Genomic DNA, 20137 nt, shown 5'->3' on the forward strand with positions numbered 1-20137 from the left:
GAAATCCACTGATCGACATACTGGCCCGAGCCTTTCCCGCTCGAACGCCCGGTCGTGGAGCCCTCGTGGCGGACGAGACCTTCGGCCCGTCAGGCATGCCCCTCATGCTGCCGGGCCGAGGTCGTGCCCGGACTCCCGGGTGTCGCACGCCGGCCCGGTCGCGCACCGGAAAGGCGCTCAGTGCAAGCCCTCTGGATCTCCCTCGTCGTCATCTTCGTGGCGGAGCTCGGTGACAAGAGCCAGCTCATGGCCCTCACGTTCGCGACACGGTTCAAGCCGCTGCCCGTGCTGGCCGGGATCACCGTCGCGACGGCGCTCGTGCACCTCGGCAGCGTCGCCCTGGGCCGGGTGGTCGGCGACGCCCTCCCCACCACCGCCATCTCGGTGGTCGCCGGTCTCGCGTTCCTCGGCTTCGCCGCCTGGACCCTGCGGGGCGACGAACTCACCGACGAGGAGTCGAACAAGGCGGCCAAGACGACCCGCAACGCGTTCATCGCCGTGGGCGTGGCCTTCTTCCTCAGCGAGCTCGGCGACAAGACCATGCTGGCGACCATCACCCTCGCCACGCAGCACGGCTGGTTCGGCACGTGGGTCGGCTCGACGGTCGGCATGGTCGCCGCCGACGCCCTCGCCATCCTCGTCGGCCGTATCCTCGGCACCCGCCTGCCGGAGAAGTGGATCCGGTACGGCGCCGCCGCCGCGTTCGCCGTCTTCGGGGTGCTGCTGCTGGTGGAGGCACTGGTGGCATGACCGCCCCCGCGGCGTCCCCGGGCCGCCATCCCAAGTCGGCGTCCCGAGTCAGTGGGGCACGCTCAGTCGAGCAGCGCCATCCGGTGGGCCGCCGCGGCGGCCTCCCCGCGGGTCGACACGCCGAGCTTCGGCAGCAGGTTCGAGACGTGGACGCTCACGGTCTTGGCCGAGATGAACAGCTCGGCCGCGATCTCCCGGTTGCTCCGCCCCGCCGCGACCAGGCGGAGCACCTCCAGCTCGCGCCGGGTCAGCGCGGCCGGTTCGTGGGCGGCGCCGGGCTGTACGGGATCGGTGAGCGCGGCGCCGACGCGGCGGGCCAGGGTGTCGATCCGCCTCACCAGGGGGACGGCTCGCAGGTCCGTGGCGAGCGGGAGCGCCTCGCGCAGCCGCGCCGAGGCGCCCTCACGGTCGCCGGAGGCGGCGGCTGCTCCGGCGGCGTGCAGCAGCGCCTTCGCCTGGACGTAGGGCCGGCCGAGGCGCTTCCACGCGGCGGCGGCGGCGTCGTACTGGCCCCGGTAGACCATGCGGAAGGCGTCGCCGACCGGACCATCCACGTCCATGTCGCCGCTCAGCTCGTCGCTTCTGGCCCGTACGGCCGCGGCCTGGGCGGGGGCGACGGAGGCGGCCGCCTCGCAGACCAGCGCGATGGAGGCGAACAGCCGCCAGCCCAGCATGGCCTTCTTCGACGGCGGGTTGTCCAGCGCGCGCATGGCGACGTCGAGCGCCTTGACCGGCTCCCCCTGAAGGAGGTGCAAGGCCATGAGTAGGCGGGTGTTGTTCGTCCGCTCCTGCGCCCACTCCTCCCCGTACAGGGAGAAGCCTCCGACCTCGGCGAGGAGGTCCTGGGCGAGATCCTCCTCGCCGCGCGCGATCGCGATGTCCGCCCGGACCCGCAGAAGATGCCCCCGGTTCCGCAGCGTCGGGTCCATGGTGACGGCGCGCTCGATGACCGCGACGGCCTCGTCCCAGCGGCCCAGTGACTCCAGCGCCTCCGCCCGGTTGTTGGCGATGAACACGCCCTGATGGCGGTATCTGCCGTACTTGCGGGCCAGCCGCTCCCCCTCCAGGGCCATCTCGACGGCCTGCTCGGAGCGGCCGAGATTGTCGAGGGCGTCGACGTTGTTGGCGAGCGCCCGCAGCACGATGCGCGGGGACTTGAGGCGGGCCCCGATGGCCCGGGCGCGCTCGTTCGTCGTGATCGTCGTTTCCAGGTCGCCCGATATGGAGTGGCCGAGCGCCAGGTTCATCAGCAGGTCGGCCTCCTGGACCTCGTCACCGACGTCCCGGGCGACGCGCAGCGCCTCCTGGATGACGGTCGTGCCCTCGACCACCTGACCGGCCATCATCAGCAGCGTGCCGAGCCGGCCGAGGACCAGGGCGCGGGTGTCGCTGGGGGTGGGGACGAGCCGCTCGGCGTGCCTGAGGGCGTCGATCGAGCCGGGCTTGCCCTTCTGGAACCGGATGTTGGCCATCCGCACCATCAGCTCCGCGACGCGCTCGGGCGCGTCATGCTCGTCGAGCTCGGCGAGCGCGCCCTTGACGAACTTGAGGCTGCGCTCCATGTCGCCGCCGACGTACGCGGCCTCCGACGCCCGCTCCAGGACCGTGCAGTGGTCGGCGCCGATCCGCTCGGCGGCGTCAGGCACCTTGTCCCACAGGGTCAGCACGCGTTCGAGGAGCTGGATCTGCTCGGTGTAGGCGAACGACTTGGCCGCCTTCTCGGCCGCCTCCCAGGCCGAGATCAGCGCCCACAGGTCGTTGCGCGCCGAGAACCAGTGGTGGGCGATCTCGATGGCCGCCCGGCCCGGCGGCACCATGGTGCGGTCCCGATCGATCTCCTCGGCGTAGCGCGCGTGCATCCGCGCGTGCTCGCCGGGAAGCAGCTCGTCGTGCACGGCCTCGCGGATCAGGGCGTGCCGGAAGGCGTACGCGCGGCCGTCGGCGACCTGCAGGACGTTGGCCGCGATCGCCGGCCGCAGGGCGTTCTCCAGATCGACGTCGGACAGTGCCCCGACCGCGGCGAGCAGGGCGTGGCCCACCCGCACGCCACCGGCGGCCATGACCCTGAGGACCCGCTGGGTCTCCTCGGGCAGCCGCTCGACCGAGCCGATGATGAGGTCGTGGAGCGAGTCGGGGAACGAGCCGTCGCCCCCGCAGTCGAGCAGCGCCTCCACGAACAGGGGGATGCCGCCGCTGCGCTCGAAGACCATGTCCACCCGGGCGAACTCGGGGGTGACGCCGAGGATCCCGGCCATCTGGGCGGCGACCTCGTCCTGGGTGAAGCGGGGCAGGTCGAGGCGTACGACCCCGTCCACCCGGTTCAGCTCCGCGATCACCGGCCGGAGCGGATGCGTGCGGTGCAGCTCGTCCGACCGGTACGTCATGACCATCAGGATCGGTGACGCCGTGAGGTTGCGGCTGAGGAAGGCGATCAGGTCGCGGGTGGACCGGTCGGCCCAGTGGATGTCCTCGATCACCAGGACCACCGGCCGCCGTTCCGCGAGCCGTTCGAGCAGGGTGAGGATCAGCTCGAAGAGCCGGGCGCGCGCGGACTCCGACTCGCCGTCGCCGCTCGGCTCGCCGAACTCGGGAAGCAGCCGGGCCAGGTCGCGGGCGGCGCCCTCCGGAAGGAGGGCGGCCACCTCGCTCGCGCCGGTCTCCCTGACGAGCTGGCGCAGCGCCGCGGTGAACGGCGCGTAGGCGAGGCCTTCGGCGGACAGCTCCACGCAGCCCCCGATGAGCACGTGGGCGCCGTCCCGCCCGGCCTCCTCGATGAAGCGGGAGGTCAGGCGCGTCTTCCCCACGCCCGCCTCCCCGCCCACCAGGACCGCCGCGGTGGCCTGCTTGCGAGCCTGGTCGAAGGCCTCTCCCAGAATCTCGAGTTCTGCGTCCCGCCCGACGAAGACGGGGCTCACCGCCCGGCGCGTCATGTCGTTAAGCATGTCATGGCCTTTGCGTGGGCTTCGCCTGGTTTTTCGGTAGGCCCCCCGGCCTTTCGTTCATGGCGCAACCATGGCGCAAACCCTTCGTACGGCCGCCTTCCGGTATGCGGGCGGCCGTTCACGGGGGCCTGCGGGCCCGGCCGGGAGGGAGGGTCCGGCCGGGCCTTCTGACGCGTCTCATGAGGTGCGGAGCTTGCCGAACGCCGCGCGCAGCCGGCGGTGGCCGGAATGCTGGTGCGACGCCTTCCGCTCGGCCCGCGCCTGGCGCGCGAGACGGTAGGTGGCGGCCTCCTCCTGGAGCTCGGCCGCACGGTTGATGGCGAATTGGTACTGAAGCTCGGGACCCATCGTGGTCTCCTGACCTGTCGTCCTCGTGTGGTGTTTCCCTTACACACTCAAGGTTCGGTCTAAGACCCCTCCCACCACATCGGGCGGATGCCCTATCTCCCGGGCGTCCTTGGACGTAGGACGTCTAAGGCGGCCGTAAGACCGCCTTAGGCGGCATTTGGCGGTGTTCAGACGCCGGTTCGGACGGCCCGGGACCGCGGCAGGAACGGTGGCGGGGACGGCGGCGGGGACGGCGGCCCGGAAGCGCTCCGGCCATAGATGCCGAAACGAGCGGCGGGTTTCGGCTCCGGTCGGTTTGGAATCATTCGGACTGGTCGGCGATGCTGGACCCGTGTCAACTATGACTACTCCGCTCGCGGAGGTCGCCACTTCCAACTCCACGTTGCGGGCCTTCCTGCACGGCCTGCCCGGCGTCGACCGGGTCGGCGCCGACGCACGGGCCGCGACGCTGAGCACGCGATCCATCAAGACCACCGCAAAGCAGCAGGCCATCGACCTCGCCATCCGGATGGTGGACCTCACCACCCTTGAGGGCGCGGACACTCCCGGCAAGGTCCGGGCGATGTGCGCCAAGGCCGTCAGGCCCGACCCGACCGACGGCTCCGTGCCGTCGGTCGCGGCGGTCTGCGTGTACCCCGACCTGGTCGCCACCGCCGTGCAGGCCCTGCGCGGCTCGGGGGTGAAGGTGGCCTCGGTCGCCACGTCGTTCCCCAGCGGGCGGTCCTCCCTGGAGGTCAAGGTGGCCGAGACCGAGCTGGCCGTGGCCGCCGGCGCTGACGAGATCGACATGGTGATCGACCGCGGCGCCTTCCTGGCCGGCGACTATCTGAAGGTCTTCGAGGAGATCGCGGCGATCAAGACGGCGTGCGGCCGGTCCCATCTCAAGGTGATCCTGGAGACCGGCGAGCTGGCCACGTACGACAACGTGCGCCGGGCGTCATGGCTGGCGATGATCGCGGGCGCCGACTTCATCAAGACCTCGACCGGCAAGGTGTCGCCGGCGGCGACGCTGCCCGTCACGCTGGTCATGCTGGAGGCGGTACGCGACTTCCTGCGGCAGACGGGACGCAGGGTCGGCGTGAAGCCGGCCGGCGGCATCCGCACCACCAAGGACGCCGTCAAGTACCTCGTGCTCGTCAACGAGACGGCCGGGCCGGACTGGCTCGACCCCGACTGGTTCCGCCTCGGCGCGTCGTCGCTGCTCAACGACCTGCTCATGCAGCGCCAGAAGATGGCCACCGGCCGGTACGCCGGTCCCGACTACTTCACCCTGGACTGAGGGCATGTTCGAATACGCACCCGCGCCCGAGTCGCGGGACATCGTCGACATCAAGCCGTCGTACGGCCTGTTCATCAATGGCGAGTGGGCCGAGTCGCAGGGGGAGGAGCGGCACAAGACCGTCAACCCGGCGACCGAGGAGGCCCTGGCGGAGATCGCCTGGGCGAGCGAGGCCGACGTCGACCGGGCGGTCGAGTCCGCCCGCAAGGCGTTCGCCACCTGGTCGGCCCTGCCGGGCGCCGAACGGGCCAAGTACCTCTTCCGGATCGCCAGGATCATCCAGGAGCGCGCCCGCGAGCTGGCCGTGCTGGAGTCGCTCGACAACGGCAAGCCGATCCGCGAGTCCCGGGACGTGGACCTGCCGCTGGTCGCCGCGCACTTCTTCTACTACGCGGGCTGGGCCGACAAGCTCTCCTACGCCGGGTTCGGCCGGAGGCCGACAGGTGAGCACGGCGGTCCCGATCCCCGGCCGCTCGGTGTGGCCGGGCAGGTCATCCCGTGGAACTTCCCGCTGCTCATGCTGGCCTGGAAGATCGCCCCGGCGCTCGCCTGCGGGAACACGGTCGTGCTCAAGCCCGCGGAGACCACCCCGCTCACGGCCCTCGCCTTCGCGGAGATCTGCCGGCAGGCCGACCTGCCGCCCGGCGTGGTCAACATCGTGACCGGCGCGGGCGAGACCGGCGCCGCGCTCGTCCGCCACCCGGGGATCGACAAGGTGGCGTTCACCGGATCCACCGAGGTCGGCCGGAACATCGCCAGGAGCGTCGCGGGCTCGGGCAAGAAGGTCACGCTGGAGCTCGGCGGCAAGGCCGCCAACATCGTGTTCGAGGACGCGGCCCTGGACCAGGCGGTCGAAGGCATCGTCACCGGCATCTTCTTCAACCAGGGCCACGTGTGCTGCGCGGGCTCCCGGCTGCTCGTCCAGGAGTCCGTCGCGGAGGAGCTGCTCGACGCGCTGAAGCGGCGGCTGTCCACGCTCAGGCTGGGCGACCCCCTGGACAAGAACACCGACATCGGCGCGATCAACTCGGCCGCCCAGCTCGCCAGGATCCACGAGCTGTCCGACTCGGGCGAGGCGGAGGGCGCGGAGCGGTGGTCGCCCGCGTGCTCGCTGCCGGACAAGGGGTTCTGGTTCCCGCCGACCCTGTTCACCGGCGTTTCGCAGTCGCACCGCATCGCCCGTGAGGAGATCTTCGGGCCGGTGCTGTCCGTGCTGACCTTCCGCACCCCGGCCGAGGCCGTGGAGAAGGCCAACAACACGCCGTACGGCCTGTCGGCCGGCGTGTGGACGGAGAAGGGCTCGCTGATGCTGTGGACGGCCTCGCGCCTGCGCGCCGGCGTCGTGTGGTCCAACACGTTCAACCGCTTCGACCCCGCGTCGCCGTTCGGCGGTTTCAAAGAGTCGGGCTACGGCCGCGAGGGCGGGCGCCATGGTCTGGAGGCCTACCTTGCGGTGTGACGGCACGGCCGGCCACGGCCACGACGAAGACCGGGAAGGGGGCGGGCGGTCCGGCCGGTGCGATGAGCGACGCCGCCGCCGCCTCGTCCGCCGCGCCTCGGCGGGAGCCGGCGAGGGGTATTCGCGGGGCCGCCGCTCGCGGCGTTTCGCCGTACGCCGGGGGTGGTTCGCCCATCGGGGCGGCGTCTGCCGGTGCGGGCAGACCTACCAGCCGGCCCGTCCACTGGAGATTGGATCCTTCGATGAGTGAGCGCCTGGCGGTGCGCAAGACGTACAAGCTGTTCATCGGCGGGGCGTTCCCGCGGTCGGAGAGCGGAAGGTCGTATGTCGTGACCTCCTCCAAGGGAGACTTCCTGGCCAACGCGTCGCGTGCGTCGCGCAAGGACGCCAGGGACGCGGTGTCGGCCGCCCGCAAGGCGTTCCCCGGCTGGTCGGGCGCGACCGCGTACAACCGCGGGCAGATCCTCTACCGGATCGCCGAGATGCTGGAGGGCCGGCGGGCGCAGTTCGCCGCCGAGGTCGCCGACGCCGACGGCGTGGGGGCCAAGAAGGCCGGCGAGCTGGTGGACGCGGCGATCGACCGGCTGGTGTGGTACGCGGGCTGGTCGGACAAGATCGGGGCGGTCCTGGGGTCGGCCAACCCGGTCGCGGGGCCGTACTTCAACCTGTCGAGCCCCGAGCCGACGGGGGTCGTGGCCGTCGTGGCGCCGCCGGCGGGGCCGCTGCTGGGCCTGGTGAGCGTGATCGCCCCGGTGATCGTCACCGGCAACACCTGCGTGGTCATCGCCTCGGAGCGGGCCCCGCTGCCGTCGATCACGCTGGCGGAGGTGCTCGCCACCTCCGACCTGCCGGGCGGCGTGGTCAACATCCTCACCGGCTCGGCGGCCGAGATCGCGCCGTGGCTGGCCGGCCACATGGACGTGAACGCCGTCGACCTGACCGGCGCCGATCCCGAGCTGGCCGTGACCTGCGAGGAGCTGGCGGCGGAGAACCTCAAGCGGGTGCTGCGGCCGCCGGCGGGCCGGGTCGACTGGCTCGCCGATCCGGGGATCGGACGGATGTCGGCGTTCCTGGAGACGAAGACGGTCTGGCACCCGATCGGCACGTGAGCGCACCGGGTGACGGTCAGCCGCGGAAGAACAGCTCGGCGACGGTCACCCGGTAGTGGTAGCGCGTGCTGACACCGATCAGCATCGTGATCCAGCTGTCCTCGTTGACCCGGTAGACCGCGCGCTCCCGGAGGAGGGCGGGGTTCTTGGGCGTGTGCCGCATCGCCAGCTCCCCGGCGATGGACCGTGCCTCCTCCCGGCCTCCCTCGACCTCGTAGATGTCGGAGATCCGCCATTCCTTGCGGTCGCCGAAGCCGCCGACGTTCTCCTCGATCAGGACACGCCACTCACTCATGCCGTGATCATTCCACCGAACGGCCAGGAGGCGTCATCAGGCGCGGCTGAGAGTCAGCAGGAGCTCGGCGTTGGACCCCGTGCCCTTGAGGGTGGCGAGGAACTGCTCGAAGGACTCCTGGTCGTGCAGTGCCCGGCGGAGCTTCCACACCAGGGGAAGCTCGGCGGGGTCGAGCAGCAGTTCCTCACGCCGCGTGCCGGAACCGAGGACGTCCACGGCCGGGAAGACACGGCGCTGGGCGAGGCTGCGGCTCAGCCTCAGCTCCATGTTGCCGGTGCTCTTGAACTCCTCGAAGAGGTTGTCGTCCATCCGGGAGCCCGTCTCGACGAGCGCGGTGGCGAGGATCGTGAGCGAGCCGCCGCCCTCCACGTTGCGCGCGGCGCCCAGCAGGCGCTTGGGCGGATAGACGGCGCGGGCGTCGATGCCGCCGGTGAGGACGCGGCCGCCGCCCGGCGCGGCGTTGTTGTACGCCCGGGCGAGCCGGGTGATCGAGTCGACCAGCATGACGACGTCGTGGCCCAGCTCGACCAGCCGCTTGGCCCGTTCGACGGCGAGCTCGGCGGCCATGATGTGGTCCTGCGCCGGCCGGTCGAACGTCGAGGCGATCACCTCGCCCCTGATCGACTCGCGCATGTCGGTGACCTCCTCCGGCCGCTCGTCGACGAGCACGACCATGAGGTGGCAGTCGGGGTGGTTGGCGGTGACGGCGTTCGCCACCGCGCGCAGGATGAGCGTCTTGCCGGCCTTGGGCGGCGCCACGATCAGCCCGCGCTGGCCCTTGCCGATCGGTGCGATCAGGTCGATGACCCGGCTGGACGTGCCCCCGGAAGGGGACTCCAGGCGCAGCCGCTGGTCGGGGTGGACGGGGACGAGTTCGGCGAACTCGGGGCGCGGCAGGCCCGGCGACTCGCCGTTCACGGTGTCGACGGCGGTCAGCTTGCCGCCTTGGGCGGTGCCGTTGACGACGTCGCCGCGTCGCAGCCCGTGGAGGTCGACCAGGTCGGCCGGGACGGCGACGTCCTTCGGGCCGGGCAGGTAGCCGTGGGCGCGGACGACGGCGCCCTTGGGGGTGACGTCCAGCAGGCCGGTGACGGCGACGGCGCTCGGCAGCGGCTTCGCCGTACGAGGGGAACGGGCCCGGCGCTCGGTGGCGCGGGGTGGAGCGGTGGTGACCATTGTCATGGTGACTCCTGGAGAGGAAGGGTCCCCGGAGAGGGGATGTCGCGGGCCGGTGGCCACGAGGGGCACGAGCCCCGGAAAACACGAGGCCACGAGCCCCGGAGAGCAGGCCCGGAAGGCGGGCCGGAGAGCAGGCCTCGTAAAACAGGCCTCGTAAAACAGGCCTCGTGAAGCAGGATCAGGGTGCGCGGACACGTCCCCCCCGGATCGCCGCTCCGGATCGCCGCCCTGGACGCCGTACGGTGACGGGCCGTGTGGCGGCAGGACTGACAGCGGGAACGACGTACGGCGAGAACGGCGTGCCGCGCGAGGTGGACCACGGGATGCCCGGAGCGACGTTCGGAAGACCCAGGCGATGTGGTGGAGTCCAGTGAAGATCACTTGGTCCGGAGGACCGCCCGCATGTGCCGTGAGGCCAGAACCATGCGGTTCACCGCCGACTATAACAGACGCGATAACGATGGCCGCCGCTCATTGATTCCCGGCGGCCATCGGGCGTGGCGCGTCTACCGGGCTTGCAGGGCGTCGAGAGCCACCGCCATGGCGATGACCAGGCGACGGTCCAGGCGCGGGTCGTGTATCTCGATCGCGTAACGGTCGCGCAGCCCCCACTTGCGGTCCACGGAGAAGGCGATCGAGGCGCCGATGCTGAAGTCGAAGTGGTACGGCAGCCAGGACAGCGAGTCGGAGAAGCGGCGGAGCACCGCCACCATTGCGTTGCGCTCCTTGCCGGTGAGGGTGGGCAGGCCGGGCTGCTGGAGGTTCCACGTGGATCGCAGCAGCGACCGGGCGAAGTCCTTGCGGAACATGCCGATCGGCGTGCCCGCGTGGTCGAGGACGTCGTACTCGCCCGCGAGGTCCAGCACCTTGCGTGCCTTGAATCCGGCGAGCGCCTGCTGACGCGACTCGTCGGTGTAGAGGGTCACCTGCTCCTTGAGCGCCAGCCGCTTCTGCTCGGCGAAGGCCACGACCGGTCCCTCGCCTCCGCCGGGGTCGGCCACATGGACGACGTACCTGTTCACCATCATGGTGATCTTCTGGCGCAGGAGCAGTGTGGTTTGCGCCTGGAGGGTCGAGATGTCCATGTAAATCTCCCAAGAGTGCCTGTTGCCTCCCTATATGCCCTCATCCAGCGGAAGATCACCAGGGAGATCGCGCGGGATCGCCGCAGGGCACGAGTTTCCGCGCCCAAGCGCCGGCGGCGGCTCCATCTCTACCACGCGCGGCGCGGGCGCGCGTGGATCAGGTGCGCCGAGGTCGTCCAGATGTGACCCAGTCGACGCCGATCGGAGGCTCGCAGCCGGATGAACGCGGGCCGGAGCGGTGTTGTGGCGTGGAGTCGGCGGTGCCCCGTCTTTGCCGGAATCCGGAAATACCGGGTGGGGCAACTGCCGTGCTTCGGGCATCGTGCCGCCCTCGGTCGGGGAGCGACGATTTTCCCGGAACGTAGGACCTTTCGCGGCGCCCACGCCGACGGAAGTCGTACAGGCTCAAGGGGTGGGGATGTCTCGGGGATTGCGATGGGCTCTGGGGCTCGGCGCGGCAGCGCTGGCGGTGGCCGTCCTCAGGGGCCGGCTCCCCGGCGGGGACGAGGTGCTGCGGGCCGTTGCGGGGCTGGACGCCACCTGGCTGACCGTCGCCGTCGCCGCGGAGGCCATGTCGATGGCGACCTTCGCGCGGCTGATCCGCCGGCTGCTCGCGGTCGGGGGGACGCGGGTGCCGCTGCCCCGTGCCGTGGCGCTCACCTACGCGAGGACCGCCGTGTCGAACTCGCTGCCCGCCGGGCCCGTGCTGTCGATCGCGTACGTCACCCGCCAGCTGGGCCGCCTCGGGGCCGGCAAGCCGCTGATCACCGCCACGCTGGTCCTCAGCGGCGTCTACTCCACCGCGACCTTCGGCGTGTTCGGTCTCGTCGCGCTGCTGGCCGAGCCCGCCACCAGGACGGTCGTGTTGGTCGCCTCCGTCCCCGTGCTCGCGATCGGGGCGGCCCTGGTCCGGCTGCGCCTGCCCGCTCTGCTCGGCTGGGTGCGGCGTCGCAGCCCGGCGACGTTCGAGCAGCTGAGGGCCGCGCGCGAGGCGATCAGGCCCGCGGGCCGCGACCGCGTCGTGCTGACCACGCTGGCGCTGGCCAACTGGGCGCTCGACATCGCCTGCCTCGGCGCGGTGTGCGCGGCGGCGGGGGTGGAGATCGGGCCGCAGACCATTCTTTTCGGGTACGTCGCCGCCAAGCTCGCGGCGGTGCTCGCGCTGGTCCCGGGAGGGCTCGGCGTCGCCGAGATCGGCCTGGGCGCCACCTTCATCGCCGCGGGCATGAGCGGGGGCGCGGCGGCGGCCGTCGTGCTGCTCTACCGGCTCATCTCGTTCTGGGCGGTGCTCGTGGCCGGGTGGTTCGCCTGGCTGCTGCTCCTCGACGGCGTGCGGGCGCGACTCGGCGTCGCCGGTCATCGACTGGGAACGGTGCTGCTCTGGATCACCAAGGCCATGGAGCCGTGCACCTACCTCTACGGCTACAGAGACCTGCCGCGCGAGATTTCCCACCCCTGAGGGCGGATCAGGGTTTTCTCAGGGTCTGTGGTGGAACGGGATGCCGGCAGCCACTCGTTGGACCGGATGACGAAGGGGGCTAGAAATGTACCGATCAAGGCGGCACAAGGTGATCGCGGGCGTCTGCGGAGGCATCGGGGAGCGGTTCGGTATGCCGCCGACCCTTGTCCGGGTGCTCTTCCTGCTTTCCTGCCTGCTGCCCGGCCCGCAGTTCGTGGCGTACGTGATCATGTGGATCTTCGTACCCCAGGCGCCGGTCGCGTCGGAGCACGGGTACCAGCACAGCAACCGGTGGTAGGCGTCTCCTCGGGGCCGTGGTCCTCCGCCGCGGGCGGGACGGCCTGGGCGCGCCGGCGCCCGGGCCGCGCCCTATGCTCGCAGGTGAAGAGGTGACGAGACTATGCAGGAACGGCCCCTGGCACTGATCCAGGATGACCTGGTCGACTACGAGAAGGCCATGGAGCGCATGGCCGCGCTCGTCCAGGAACGGCAGGACGACGAACGGCCTGACACACTCTGGCTGCTCAGCCATCCGCCGGTCTTCACCATCGGCAAGCGGACCCTCGAGTCGCACCTGCCCGATCCGTCGTACGGGATCCCCGTCGTGCCCACGGGCCGCGGCGGACAGCTCACCTACCATGGGCCGGGCCAGCTCGTCGGCTACCTGATCGTCAAGCTGCGCCAGGGCGAGGGCGTGGTCGACTACATCCGCGAGGTGGAGCTGCGGCTGGTGGACGCCCTCGCGAAGCTCGGCGTCCCGGCCGAGCGGCGCGACACCCCGCCGGGCTCTGAGCTGCTGACGGGAGTGTGGACCCGGAACACGGGCCGCAAGATCGTCTCGATCGGCATGCGCTCCAGCCGGTCCGTCACGAGCCACGGCTTCGCCCTCAACGTCGACGGCGACCTCACCCCGTGGGATCTGGCCATCCCCTGCGGAATGCCCGAGGTGGAGATGACCTCGGTGGACCGGGAGCTCGGCCGCGCCTCCATGGACGAAACCCGTCGCCTGGTGGCAGAGGCCTTCGACGCCCGCTGATCTGCCCCGTTCCTCTGGGCGGCCGTTCTTCGTGCCCCGCCGACGCGCGGGCGGCCCTGCCTGCGCCCCCGCTCGCCTGCGTCCGGGCCGTACGGCCTGCCCGGACAGGCAGGCCGTACGGAGGGGTGGGAGGACGGGAAGGGCTCAGGCGACCGGCTTCGGCTGGTCGACGTCGTCGATGTCGTCGACCGTGCGGCGGGGGCCGGTGAACCAGTGCTTGGCCGACAGCTGCCACCACAGGGCGATGCCGATGAGCACGGCTCCCAGGGCGAGGGGTGCGTAGTTCACGGACGTCCAGGCGAAGTCCTTGTCGCCGGGGACGCCGGCCGGCGCGATGGGCAGGATGAAGTAGATCGAGATGACGGCGATCTCGATCACGGAGATCCAGCCCAGCACCTTGTACTTGCGGCCGAGGGTCCATGGGCCGGGCTGGAAGGAGTCCCCGGCGCGGAGCCTGAGCCAGATGGGGATGAGGAACGCCAGGTAGAGGCCGATGACGGCGATGGACACCACCGCGAGAAAGGCGACGGGGGTGGCGCTGCCGGGAGGGGCGTAGAGGGCGGGCAGGGTGATCAGCAGCGCGACCGCGCAACCGCCGAGGATCGCGTTCACCGGCGTCCGGTTGCGGTCGACCTTCGACCACAGCCGCCAGCCGGGAACGGCGCCGTCACGGGAGAAGGCGTAGGTCATCCGGGACATCGAGGTGACACAGCTCATGCCGCAGAAGAACTGCCCGATGGTGGAGATCCCGAAGACAACGGTGGCGAGCGGCGACGACAGCGCCGAGGTGAAGATGGCGCCGACGAAGCCGAACTCCTTGTTGATGGCGTCGACGTCGGTCGCGGCGAACAGGAACGCGAGCAGCAGGATCCAGCCGCCGATCGCGGAGTAGAAGATCGACTGCCAGAGCCCCTTCGCCGCGGACCGGGCCGCGCCGTGGGTCTCCTCCGACACGTGGGCGCAGGCGTCGAAGCCCGTGATCGTGTACTGGGTCAGCAGGAAGCCGAGCGGCAGGACGTAGAGCCAGAACGACGCCCCGGAGGAGCTGTCGCCGAAGCCCGAGTTGTTGAACCGCTCGAACAGGAAGCCGATGTCCTGGTGCTTCGACGGGCCGAAGATCAAGATGAGCACGACCACCGCGGCACCGAAGACGTGCCACCAGACCGACACGTTCTGGAGCAGGGAGATCAGCCGGTGGCTGTAGATGTTGATCAGCGCGTGCAGCACCAGGATGATCGCGAAGAGCAGGAAGGTCTGGTGCAGGGCGTTGCCCGCGGCCCAGCCGTCGCTGAACCGGCCGATCACGATGTTGAGGAAGGTGGCGCAGCCGTAGTCGACGGACGCGGTCACCGCGATCAGGCCGACGAGGTTGAGCCAGCCGGTGAACCAGCCGTGGATGGGCTTGCCCAGCTTGGCGGCCCACCAGTAGATGCCGCCCGCGGTCGGGTAGGCCGAGACCAGCTCCGCCATGCAGAAGCCGATGATGAGGATGAAGGCGGAGATCAGCGGCCAGCCGACGGAGATCGCCAGAGGGCCGCCGTTGTTCCAGGCCTGGCCGAAGGTGGTGAAGCACCCGGCGAGGATCGAGATGATCGAGAAAGAGATGGCGAAGTTGGAGAACCCGCTCCATGTACGGGCGAGATCTTGCCGGTAGCCGAGCTCCGCGAGTCGCTTGGCGTCGTCGTCGAGGGCTTGCGCCATGAGGCCTCCTCTAGGGGGTGCGGGGGGTCCGGCCGCCGACCATGTCGATCAGGCGGCCGAAGCTGGGATCGTCGACATCGCGTACGGCTTGCCCGAACTTGTCGGCCGCCTCACCGTCGTAGTCGAAGTCAGGAAGGGCGCGGTCGCGCACCAGGCCCTGGTGGACGGCGAACCACAGCGTCCATGTCAGGTTCGACATGATCAGGTTCAGCCGCACTTGGCCGGCATACGCGCCGTCGCCGAAATAGGCGTGCGTGAGCCGCTCGACCTGATCGGGGTCGAAGTCGGCCTCCGCGGCGATGTCGCCGAGCTCGAAGCAGGGATCGTTGTCGCCGGACAGCTGGTAGTCGACGATGCGGACGCCCTGGGGCGTGGCGATCAGATTCTCGGCCAGCAGGTCGTTGTGGCAGGGCACGGACGGTAGCGGCCGCCGGGCGAGCGCCCCCTCGATCTCGCTCGCCACCGGCAGGAGATCCTCGTAGCCGGGGGGAGTGGCCAGGCCGTGAGCGCGGCACAGCCCCAGCAGCTCGTCGAGCTTGCGGAAGATCGAGAACTGGTTGACGAACCGGGGCCCGGCGTGAAGCCGGCGGCACGCCACGGCGACCCCGTCGATCATCTCGGGACGCCGGAGGGACGGGGCGTCGAGGGTGATCCCCTCGATGTACTCGAGGACCATCGCGCCGGGCAGCACCTGAACGACTCGGGGCCCCACGCCGGTCGAGGCGGCCCGTACGGTGTTGGCGATCTCCTGGTCGAGCGGGATGCCGAGACCGGCTTCGGTGATTCTGGGGTCGAGCACCCGCAGGAGCCAGCGGTCGCCGTCCTCGGTGTCGAGCCGCGCGATGTGGTGGCTCAACCCGCCTTTGATCGTCGTGGAGACGATCGGCCGGCCGGCCCAGGCCGTGACGAGATCCAGCGCGTCTTTGACGGGATCTGGCATGCCCGGCTCCTTTTGGTCTACCTTCAGACCATTGATCCGATTGTGTGGGCCGGGTGTTACAGGACGGTACCAATGTCGCAACTTCCAGTAGAAGCCCGCGCGGTCGTCATCGGAGGCGGGGTGGCCGGGTGCAGCGTCGCCTACCACCTCGCGCGGCTCGGCTGGACGGACGTCGTCCTGGTCGAGCGGCACGACCTCACCGAGGGCACGACCTGGCACTCCGCCGGCTTCGTCGGTCAGCTCCGCTCCACCGTCACACAGACGCGCATGATCATGTACTCGGCCGGGCTCTATCCGGAGCTGCGCGAGCTGACGGGCCTCGACCCGGGCTGGCACGGCGTGGGGGGGCTCCGCCTGGCGACCACACCGGAACGCCTTGAGGAGCTCGTACGGCAGGCAGGGGCGGCGGAGACGTACGGGCTGGACCTCGAGATGCTGGATCGGCGTGGGACCTCCGACCGGCTGCCGCTGCTCGAAGTGGGCGACGTGCTCGGCTCGCTGTGGCTGCCCGGTGACGGGTGGCTCGACCCGGCCCGCCTGGGCCGCGCGCTCGCCGAAGGCGCCCGAGCGCTGGGCGTGAAGATCGTCACCGGGGCCGAGGTCACCGGGGTCGACGTGCGTGACGGCCAGGTGCGCGCCGTACGGCTCCGCATGGCGGAGGAAGCCGGCTCCTCGGACGGCGCTCGCGTCGCCGGGATCGGGGGAGCCCCGCGAGCGGAGGAGGCTCCGCAGACCCGGGGTCTCGGGCACGGCGACTGGGTCATCCGTACGGAAACCGTCGTGAACGCGGCGGGCGCGGCCGCCGGAGTGGTCGGGCGGATGGCCGGCGTGGACGTGCCGATCGTCCCGATCAAGCACCAGTACGTCGTGACCGCGCCGATGGGGGTTCCCGCCGGCACGCCCACCGTGCGGGATCCGGACAACATCGTCTACTTCCGTGAGGATGAGGGCGGGATCCTGGTGGGCGGATACATCAGGAGCCCGCAAATCTGGGACACCGAACGGCCGCTCGCCGAGCCCCGCACGCTCTTCGCGCCTGATATGGAGAAATTTCAGGAATCGTGGGAGTCGGCCGTGCGCCGTGTGCCCGCCCTCGGCCGCGTCGCCTCGCCCCGATCCCCATCGAACGGCTATCCATCGAACGGGTCCCTGCCGAGCCGAGCCCTTTATGACGGTTTCCCCTCGAACGGCTCGGCCTCGGCGCTGGAGACGGGGGCCGAATTCCGGAAAGTGGTTCACGGGCCGGAGGCCTTCACCCCGGACGGCGAGTTCCTGCTGGGTGAGACCACGGTTCGCGGTTTCTGGGTGGCGGCGGGGTTCTGCGTCCACGGGCTGGCGGCAGCCGGCGGAGTCGGTAAGGTGATGGCGGAGTGGATCGTCGGCGGACGCCCGGAATATGACGTCTTCGGCATGGACATCGCCCGTTTCGGCGCTCATGCGCGTTCGGCTCGCTGGGCGAGGGACAGGGCGCTCGACTCCTACAGCAAGTACTACGACATCGTCTATCCCGGCGAGGAGCGCCTGGCCACCCGCCCGCTGCGCCGGTCACCCGCCTGGGTGCGGCATGCCGAGCTCGGCGCCGCCTTCGGCGAGAAGGCCGGCTGGGAGCGCGTGAACTGGTACGACAACGACAACGACCACGACAACGACCACGACGGCGATGGCGGCGGCGGTGATGGTGGCAGTGGCGGCGATGCCCGTGGACACGCAGGCGCCGGGGCGTACCGTCCGGACGGCTGGGCGGGCAGGATCTGGTCGCCGGCGATCCGGGAGGAGTGCCTGGCGACCGGAAGCGCGGCGGGGCTGTTCGACCAGACGTCCTTCGCGAAGCTGGAGGTGACCGGGCCGGACGCGCTGACCACGCTGCGGCGGCTCTGCGGCAACTCCGTCGACCGGCCGGTGGGCTCGGTGGTCTACACGCAGCTGCTCAACGAGGGGGGCGGCATCGAGGCCGATGTGACCGTCACCCGGCTGGCCGGAGACCGGTTCCGGTTGATCACGGGCACCGCGTTCGGTGTGCACGACGCGGGGTTGCTGCGCCGTCACGGCCTGGCGGTGCGCGACGTCACGTCGGCCTACGCGTGCTACTGCCTGTGGGGTCCACGGGCGTACGACATCCTCGCGACGCTGACCGGGGACGACCTGACCTTCGGCCACATGCGGGCCCGGGAGATCAGTGTGGCCTACGTCCCGGTGCTGGCCCAGCGCGTGACGTTCGTCGGCGAGTTCGGGTGGGAGCTCTACTGCCCCACCGAGTACGGCCTGACGCTGTGGGACGCCCTCATGGAGGCAGGCGTCCCGTACGGGATGCGGTCGGCGGGCTACCGGGCGCTCGACTCGATGCGGCTGGAGAAGGGCTACCGGGTCTGGGGGCTGGACATCACCCCCGAGACCACTCCTGCGGAGGCGGGTCTCGGCTTCGCCGTACGGCAGGAGCGACGGGCGGAGCTGCCCGCGCCCCGCTCGACGCTTCGCTGCCTGGTACTGAACGGGATGCCGGACGGCGGGATCGTTCGGGATGTCTGCGTGGGCGGCGAGCCGGTCCGCCTGGACGGCAGGCCGGTCTCCCGCGTGACCAGCGGCGGGTACGGCCACCGCGTCGATCTGTCGATCGCCTACGCGTACCTGCCGGTGGAGGTCGAGCCGGACGCCCGCGTCGAGGTCGGGGTGGACGGCCGCTGGACCGCCGCCCGGGTGGCGAGCGAGCCCCTCTACGACCCGGAAGGGGCGAGGATCAAGGCCGAGCCGTGGAAGCGTCACGCTGGATGAGCGCCTCCCGGACACTGCTCTCGAAAGGCTGCGAGGGCGACGATCCGCGACACTCCACCGGTCCGGCCGCCTGCATACGTGACAAGGCTCGATGGCCTCTGTCAGGCACCACAAGTGCCGTGAGAGCAACAGCCCGGCCACTGCCGGTCGAGGAACAGTTCGGTCACTTGATCAGGGGGGCAGCTCGCCCCGGGTGGGCAGTCCCTGCCACGCGCTCGGGCTCGCCACGGCGAAGGCGGCCAGCGAGATGCCCCGCTTCAGCCGGTCGGCGGGGTGGAGCCCGTCGAGGAAGGCGCTGAGGTAGCCGGCCACGAAGGCCCCGCCGACCTCGGTGGGATCGACGGCGGTCACCGGGGCGGCCTGGGTGTCGTAGCGCAGGCCGTCCACGGTGGCGCTGGCGCCCTTCGCCCCCCGGGTGACGACCAGTTCGGGGACTCCTCCGATGACGCTCTCCACCAGCATGAGCTCATCCTGCGTCGCGAACAGGATGTCGGCCGACGTGGCGAGCTCGGTCAGCGCCTGCCGGGCCTCGTCGACGCTCTCCCACAGGTGGGGCCGATGGTTCACGTCCACCGAGATCAGCACCCCGGCGTCCCGCGCCAGCTTGACGGCGTGGTGCACCGCGCTCCACGCGAAGCCGCTCAGGGCGACCGTGATGCCGGTGACGTGCAGGATCCGTGCCGACTGGATGGCCTCCGCCGGGACGTCGCCGGTGGACAGCCGCGACCCCGCGGAGCCCTCCCGGTAATGGACGACCTGCGACGAGCGGCCGATCCGCCGCTGGCGGACGACCAGCCCGGTCGGCGCGGTCTCGTCGACCCGGACCAGCGAGACGTCCACGCCCTCGCCGCGCAGCGCGGTCAGCGTGCGCACGCCCAGCTCGTCGACGCTGACCCGGCCCAGCCACGTCACCGCGTGGCCGAGCCGGGCCAGGCCGATCGCCGTCGTCAGCTCGGGGCCCTCCACGTCGAGGCGTGCGGTCCCGTCATGCCGGAGCCGGTCGGCCGAGACGACGCCCAGCGCCTCTCCGAGTGTGAACACCTCGGTCATGCAAGTCCTCTACGGATGATCGCCGGATTCCGGACAGCATGGCAGACGGATGATCGGGCCGGGAAGGCGCGGACCGTCAGCGGCTCGTCTGTGGCTCCTCAGCGGTTCCGCGGTGGTTCCGCGGGGCTCCTCAGGTGGCTCCTCAGGGTCTCGTCAGGAGCCGAACGCGTCGACGGCGGCCTGGCAGAACGCCTTGAGGTCGTCGGGCTTCCGGCTGGTGACCAGCGTGTTCGGGCCTCCGGTGCAGACCATGACCTCCTGGTCGACCCACGTCGCGCCCGCGTTGCGCAGGTCGGTCCGCAGGCTCGGCCACGACGTGACGGTGCGGCCGCGCACGACGTCGGCCTCCACCAGCGTCCAGGGCGCGTGGCAGATGGCCGCGACCGGCTTGCCCGCGTCGAAGAACTGCTTGACGAACCGTACGGCCTCCGGCTCCATCCGGAGCTCGTCGGGGTTGGCCACCCCGCCGGGCAGGACGAGCCCGTCGAAGTCGGCGGCGGAGACGTCCTCCGCCGTCGCGTCCACGGGGAACGTGTCCGCCTTGTCCAGATGATTGAACGCCTGGACCGCCCCGGGCTTGGTGGAGACCAGCTTCGGGACTCCGCCCGCCTGCTGGACCGCCTTCCAAGGCTCGGTGAGCTCGACCTGCTCGACCCCCTCGGGCGCGACGAGGAATGCGATCGTCTTGCCCTGAATCATCGTGCTCCCCTTTCGGCTGCGGTTTCGTGTTCGTCGA

General features: G+C 70.8%; 17 protein-coding genes. 8 read left to right on the top strand and 9 right to left on the bottom strand.

Annotation, left to right across the window (positions count from 1 at the left end; all coding sequences use genetic code 11):
• Positions 1 to 180 precede the first annotated feature (180 nt).
• A complete protein-coding gene (locus tag AB0B72_RS18125; protein ID WP_367739940.1) occupies positions 181 to 750 on the top strand; it encodes a TMEM165/GDT1 family protein in 570 nt (189 codons plus the stop codon).
• A gap of 62 nt (positions 751 to 812) precedes the next feature.
• Here AB0B72_RS18125 and AB0B72_RS18130 read toward each other — a convergent pair whose 3' ends face one another.
• Positions 813 to 3680: an AAA family ATPase gene (locus AB0B72_RS18130; RefSeq protein WP_367739941.1), complete on the bottom strand. Its 2868-nt coding sequence runs from the start codon at positions 3678 to 3680 to the stop codon at positions 813 to 815.
• Between the two features lie 189 nt (positions 3681 to 3869).
• Positions 3870 to 4040, bottom strand: a complete 171-nt coding sequence (locus AB0B72_RS18135) for a hypothetical protein (protein WP_367739942.1) — start codon at positions 4038 to 4040, stop codon at positions 3870 to 3872.
• A gap of 340 nt (positions 4041 to 4380) precedes the next feature.
• On the opposite strand from AB0B72_RS18135, the gene deoC reads away from it, so the two are divergent.
• The 3 genes from deoC to AB0B72_RS18150 all read left to right on the top strand — a co-directional run bounded on the left by deoC (position 4381) and on the right by AB0B72_RS18150 (position 7887).
• On the top strand, positions 4381 to 5319 hold the full coding sequence (deoC, locus tag AB0B72_RS18140) for a deoxyribose-phosphate aldolase (RefSeq protein WP_367740042.1): 939 nt from the start codon (positions 4381 to 4383) through the stop codon (positions 5317 to 5319).
• A 4-nt stretch (positions 5320 to 5323) separates the two neighbouring features.
• Positions 5324 to 6778 (top strand): aldehyde dehydrogenase family protein, encoded by a 1455-nt coding sequence (locus AB0B72_RS18145; RefSeq protein ID WP_367739943.1) that lies wholly within the window; start codon positions 5324 to 5326, stop codon positions 6776 to 6778.
• Between the two features lie 242 nt (positions 6779 to 7020).
• Positions 7021 to 7887 carry an aldehyde dehydrogenase gene (locus AB0B72_RS18150; RefSeq protein WP_367739944.1) on the top strand — a complete coding sequence of 289 codons (867 nt, stop codon included), beginning with the start codon at positions 7021 to 7023 and terminating at the stop codon, positions 7885 to 7887.
• A gap of 16 nt (positions 7888 to 7903) precedes the next feature.
• Here the strand turns inward: AB0B72_RS18150 and AB0B72_RS18155 are convergent, their stop codons facing one another.
• The 3 genes from AB0B72_RS18155 to AB0B72_RS18165 all read right to left on the bottom strand — a co-directional run bounded on the left by AB0B72_RS18155 (position 7904) and on the right by AB0B72_RS18165 (position 10446).
• Positions 7904 to 8182 carry a hypothetical protein gene (locus tag AB0B72_RS18155; RefSeq protein ID WP_367739945.1) on the bottom strand — a complete coding sequence of 93 codons (279 nt, stop codon included), beginning with the start codon at positions 8180 to 8182 and terminating at the stop codon, positions 7904 to 7906.
• Between the two features lie 36 nt (positions 8183 to 8218).
• A complete protein-coding gene (rho, locus tag AB0B72_RS18160; RefSeq protein WP_367739946.1) occupies positions 8219 to 9364 on the bottom strand; it encodes a transcription termination factor Rho in 1146 nt (381 codons plus the stop codon).
• A gap of 503 nt (positions 9365 to 9867) precedes the next feature.
• The gene (locus tag AB0B72_RS18165; RefSeq protein ID WP_367739947.1) at positions 9868 to 10446 is read right to left on the bottom strand and encodes a hypothetical protein; all 579 of its coding nucleotides are present in this window, start codon (positions 10444 to 10446) and stop codon (positions 9868 to 9870) included.
• Between the two features lie 418 nt (positions 10447 to 10864).
• Between AB0B72_RS18165 and AB0B72_RS18170 the strand changes: the two genes are divergently transcribed.
• The 3 genes from AB0B72_RS18170 to lipB all read left to right on the top strand — a co-directional run bounded on the left by AB0B72_RS18170 (position 10865) and on the right by lipB (position 12941).
• Complete coding sequence (locus AB0B72_RS18170; RefSeq protein WP_367739948.1) at positions 10865 to 11905, top strand: YbhN family protein; 1041 nt, start codon at positions 10865 to 10867, stop codon at positions 11903 to 11905.
• Positions 11906 to 11990: 85 nt separating this feature from the next.
• Positions 11991 to 12203, top strand: a complete 213-nt coding sequence (locus tag AB0B72_RS18175; RefSeq protein WP_367739949.1) for a PspC domain-containing protein — start codon at positions 11991 to 11993, stop codon at positions 12201 to 12203.
• 102 nt (positions 12204 to 12305) lie between these two features.
• The gene (lipB, locus tag AB0B72_RS18180; RefSeq protein WP_367739950.1) at positions 12306 to 12941 is read left to right on the top strand and encodes a lipoyl(octanoyl) transferase LipB; all 636 of its coding nucleotides are present in this window, start codon (positions 12306 to 12308) and stop codon (positions 12939 to 12941) included.
• A gap of 144 nt (positions 12942 to 13085) precedes the next feature.
• Here lipB and AB0B72_RS18185 read toward each other — a convergent pair whose 3' ends face one another.
• Positions 13086 to 14642, bottom strand: coding sequence for an amino acid permease (locus AB0B72_RS18185; protein WP_367739951.1), 1557 nt, complete (start codon positions 14640 to 14642; stop codon positions 13086 to 13088).
• 10 nt (positions 14643 to 14652) lie between these two features.
• Complete coding sequence (locus AB0B72_RS18190) at positions 14653 to 15582, bottom strand: phosphotransferase (RefSeq protein ID WP_367739952.1); 930 nt, start codon at positions 15580 to 15582, stop codon at positions 14653 to 14655.
• A gap of 72 nt (positions 15583 to 15654) precedes the next feature.
• Here AB0B72_RS18190 and AB0B72_RS18195 point away from each other — a divergent pair, with 72 nt between their 5' ends.
• Complete coding sequence (locus AB0B72_RS18195) at positions 15655 to 18351, top strand: FAD-dependent oxidoreductase (RefSeq protein WP_367739953.1); 2697 nt, start codon at positions 15655 to 15657, stop codon at positions 18349 to 18351.
• 171 nt (positions 18352 to 18522) lie between these two features.
• Here AB0B72_RS18195 and AB0B72_RS18200 read toward each other — a convergent pair whose 3' ends face one another.
• Both AB0B72_RS18200 and AB0B72_RS18205 read right to left on the bottom strand, forming a co-directional pair.
• The gene (locus AB0B72_RS18200) at positions 18523 to 19401 is read right to left on the bottom strand and encodes a sugar kinase (RefSeq protein WP_367739954.1); all 879 of its coding nucleotides are present in this window, start codon (positions 19399 to 19401) and stop codon (positions 18523 to 18525) included.
• Positions 19402 to 19554: 153 nt separating this feature from the next.
• Entirely contained in the window at positions 19555 to 20100 is a 546-nt protein-coding gene (locus AB0B72_RS18205) for a type 1 glutamine amidotransferase domain-containing protein (protein ID WP_367739955.1), read from the bottom strand.
• Positions 20101 to 20137: the final 37 nt, after the last annotated feature.

The organism is Microbispora sp. NPDC049125, assembly GCF_040802045.1.
Taxonomy (GTDB): domain Bacteria; phylum Actinomycetota; class Actinomycetes; order Streptosporangiales; family Streptosporangiaceae; genus Microbispora.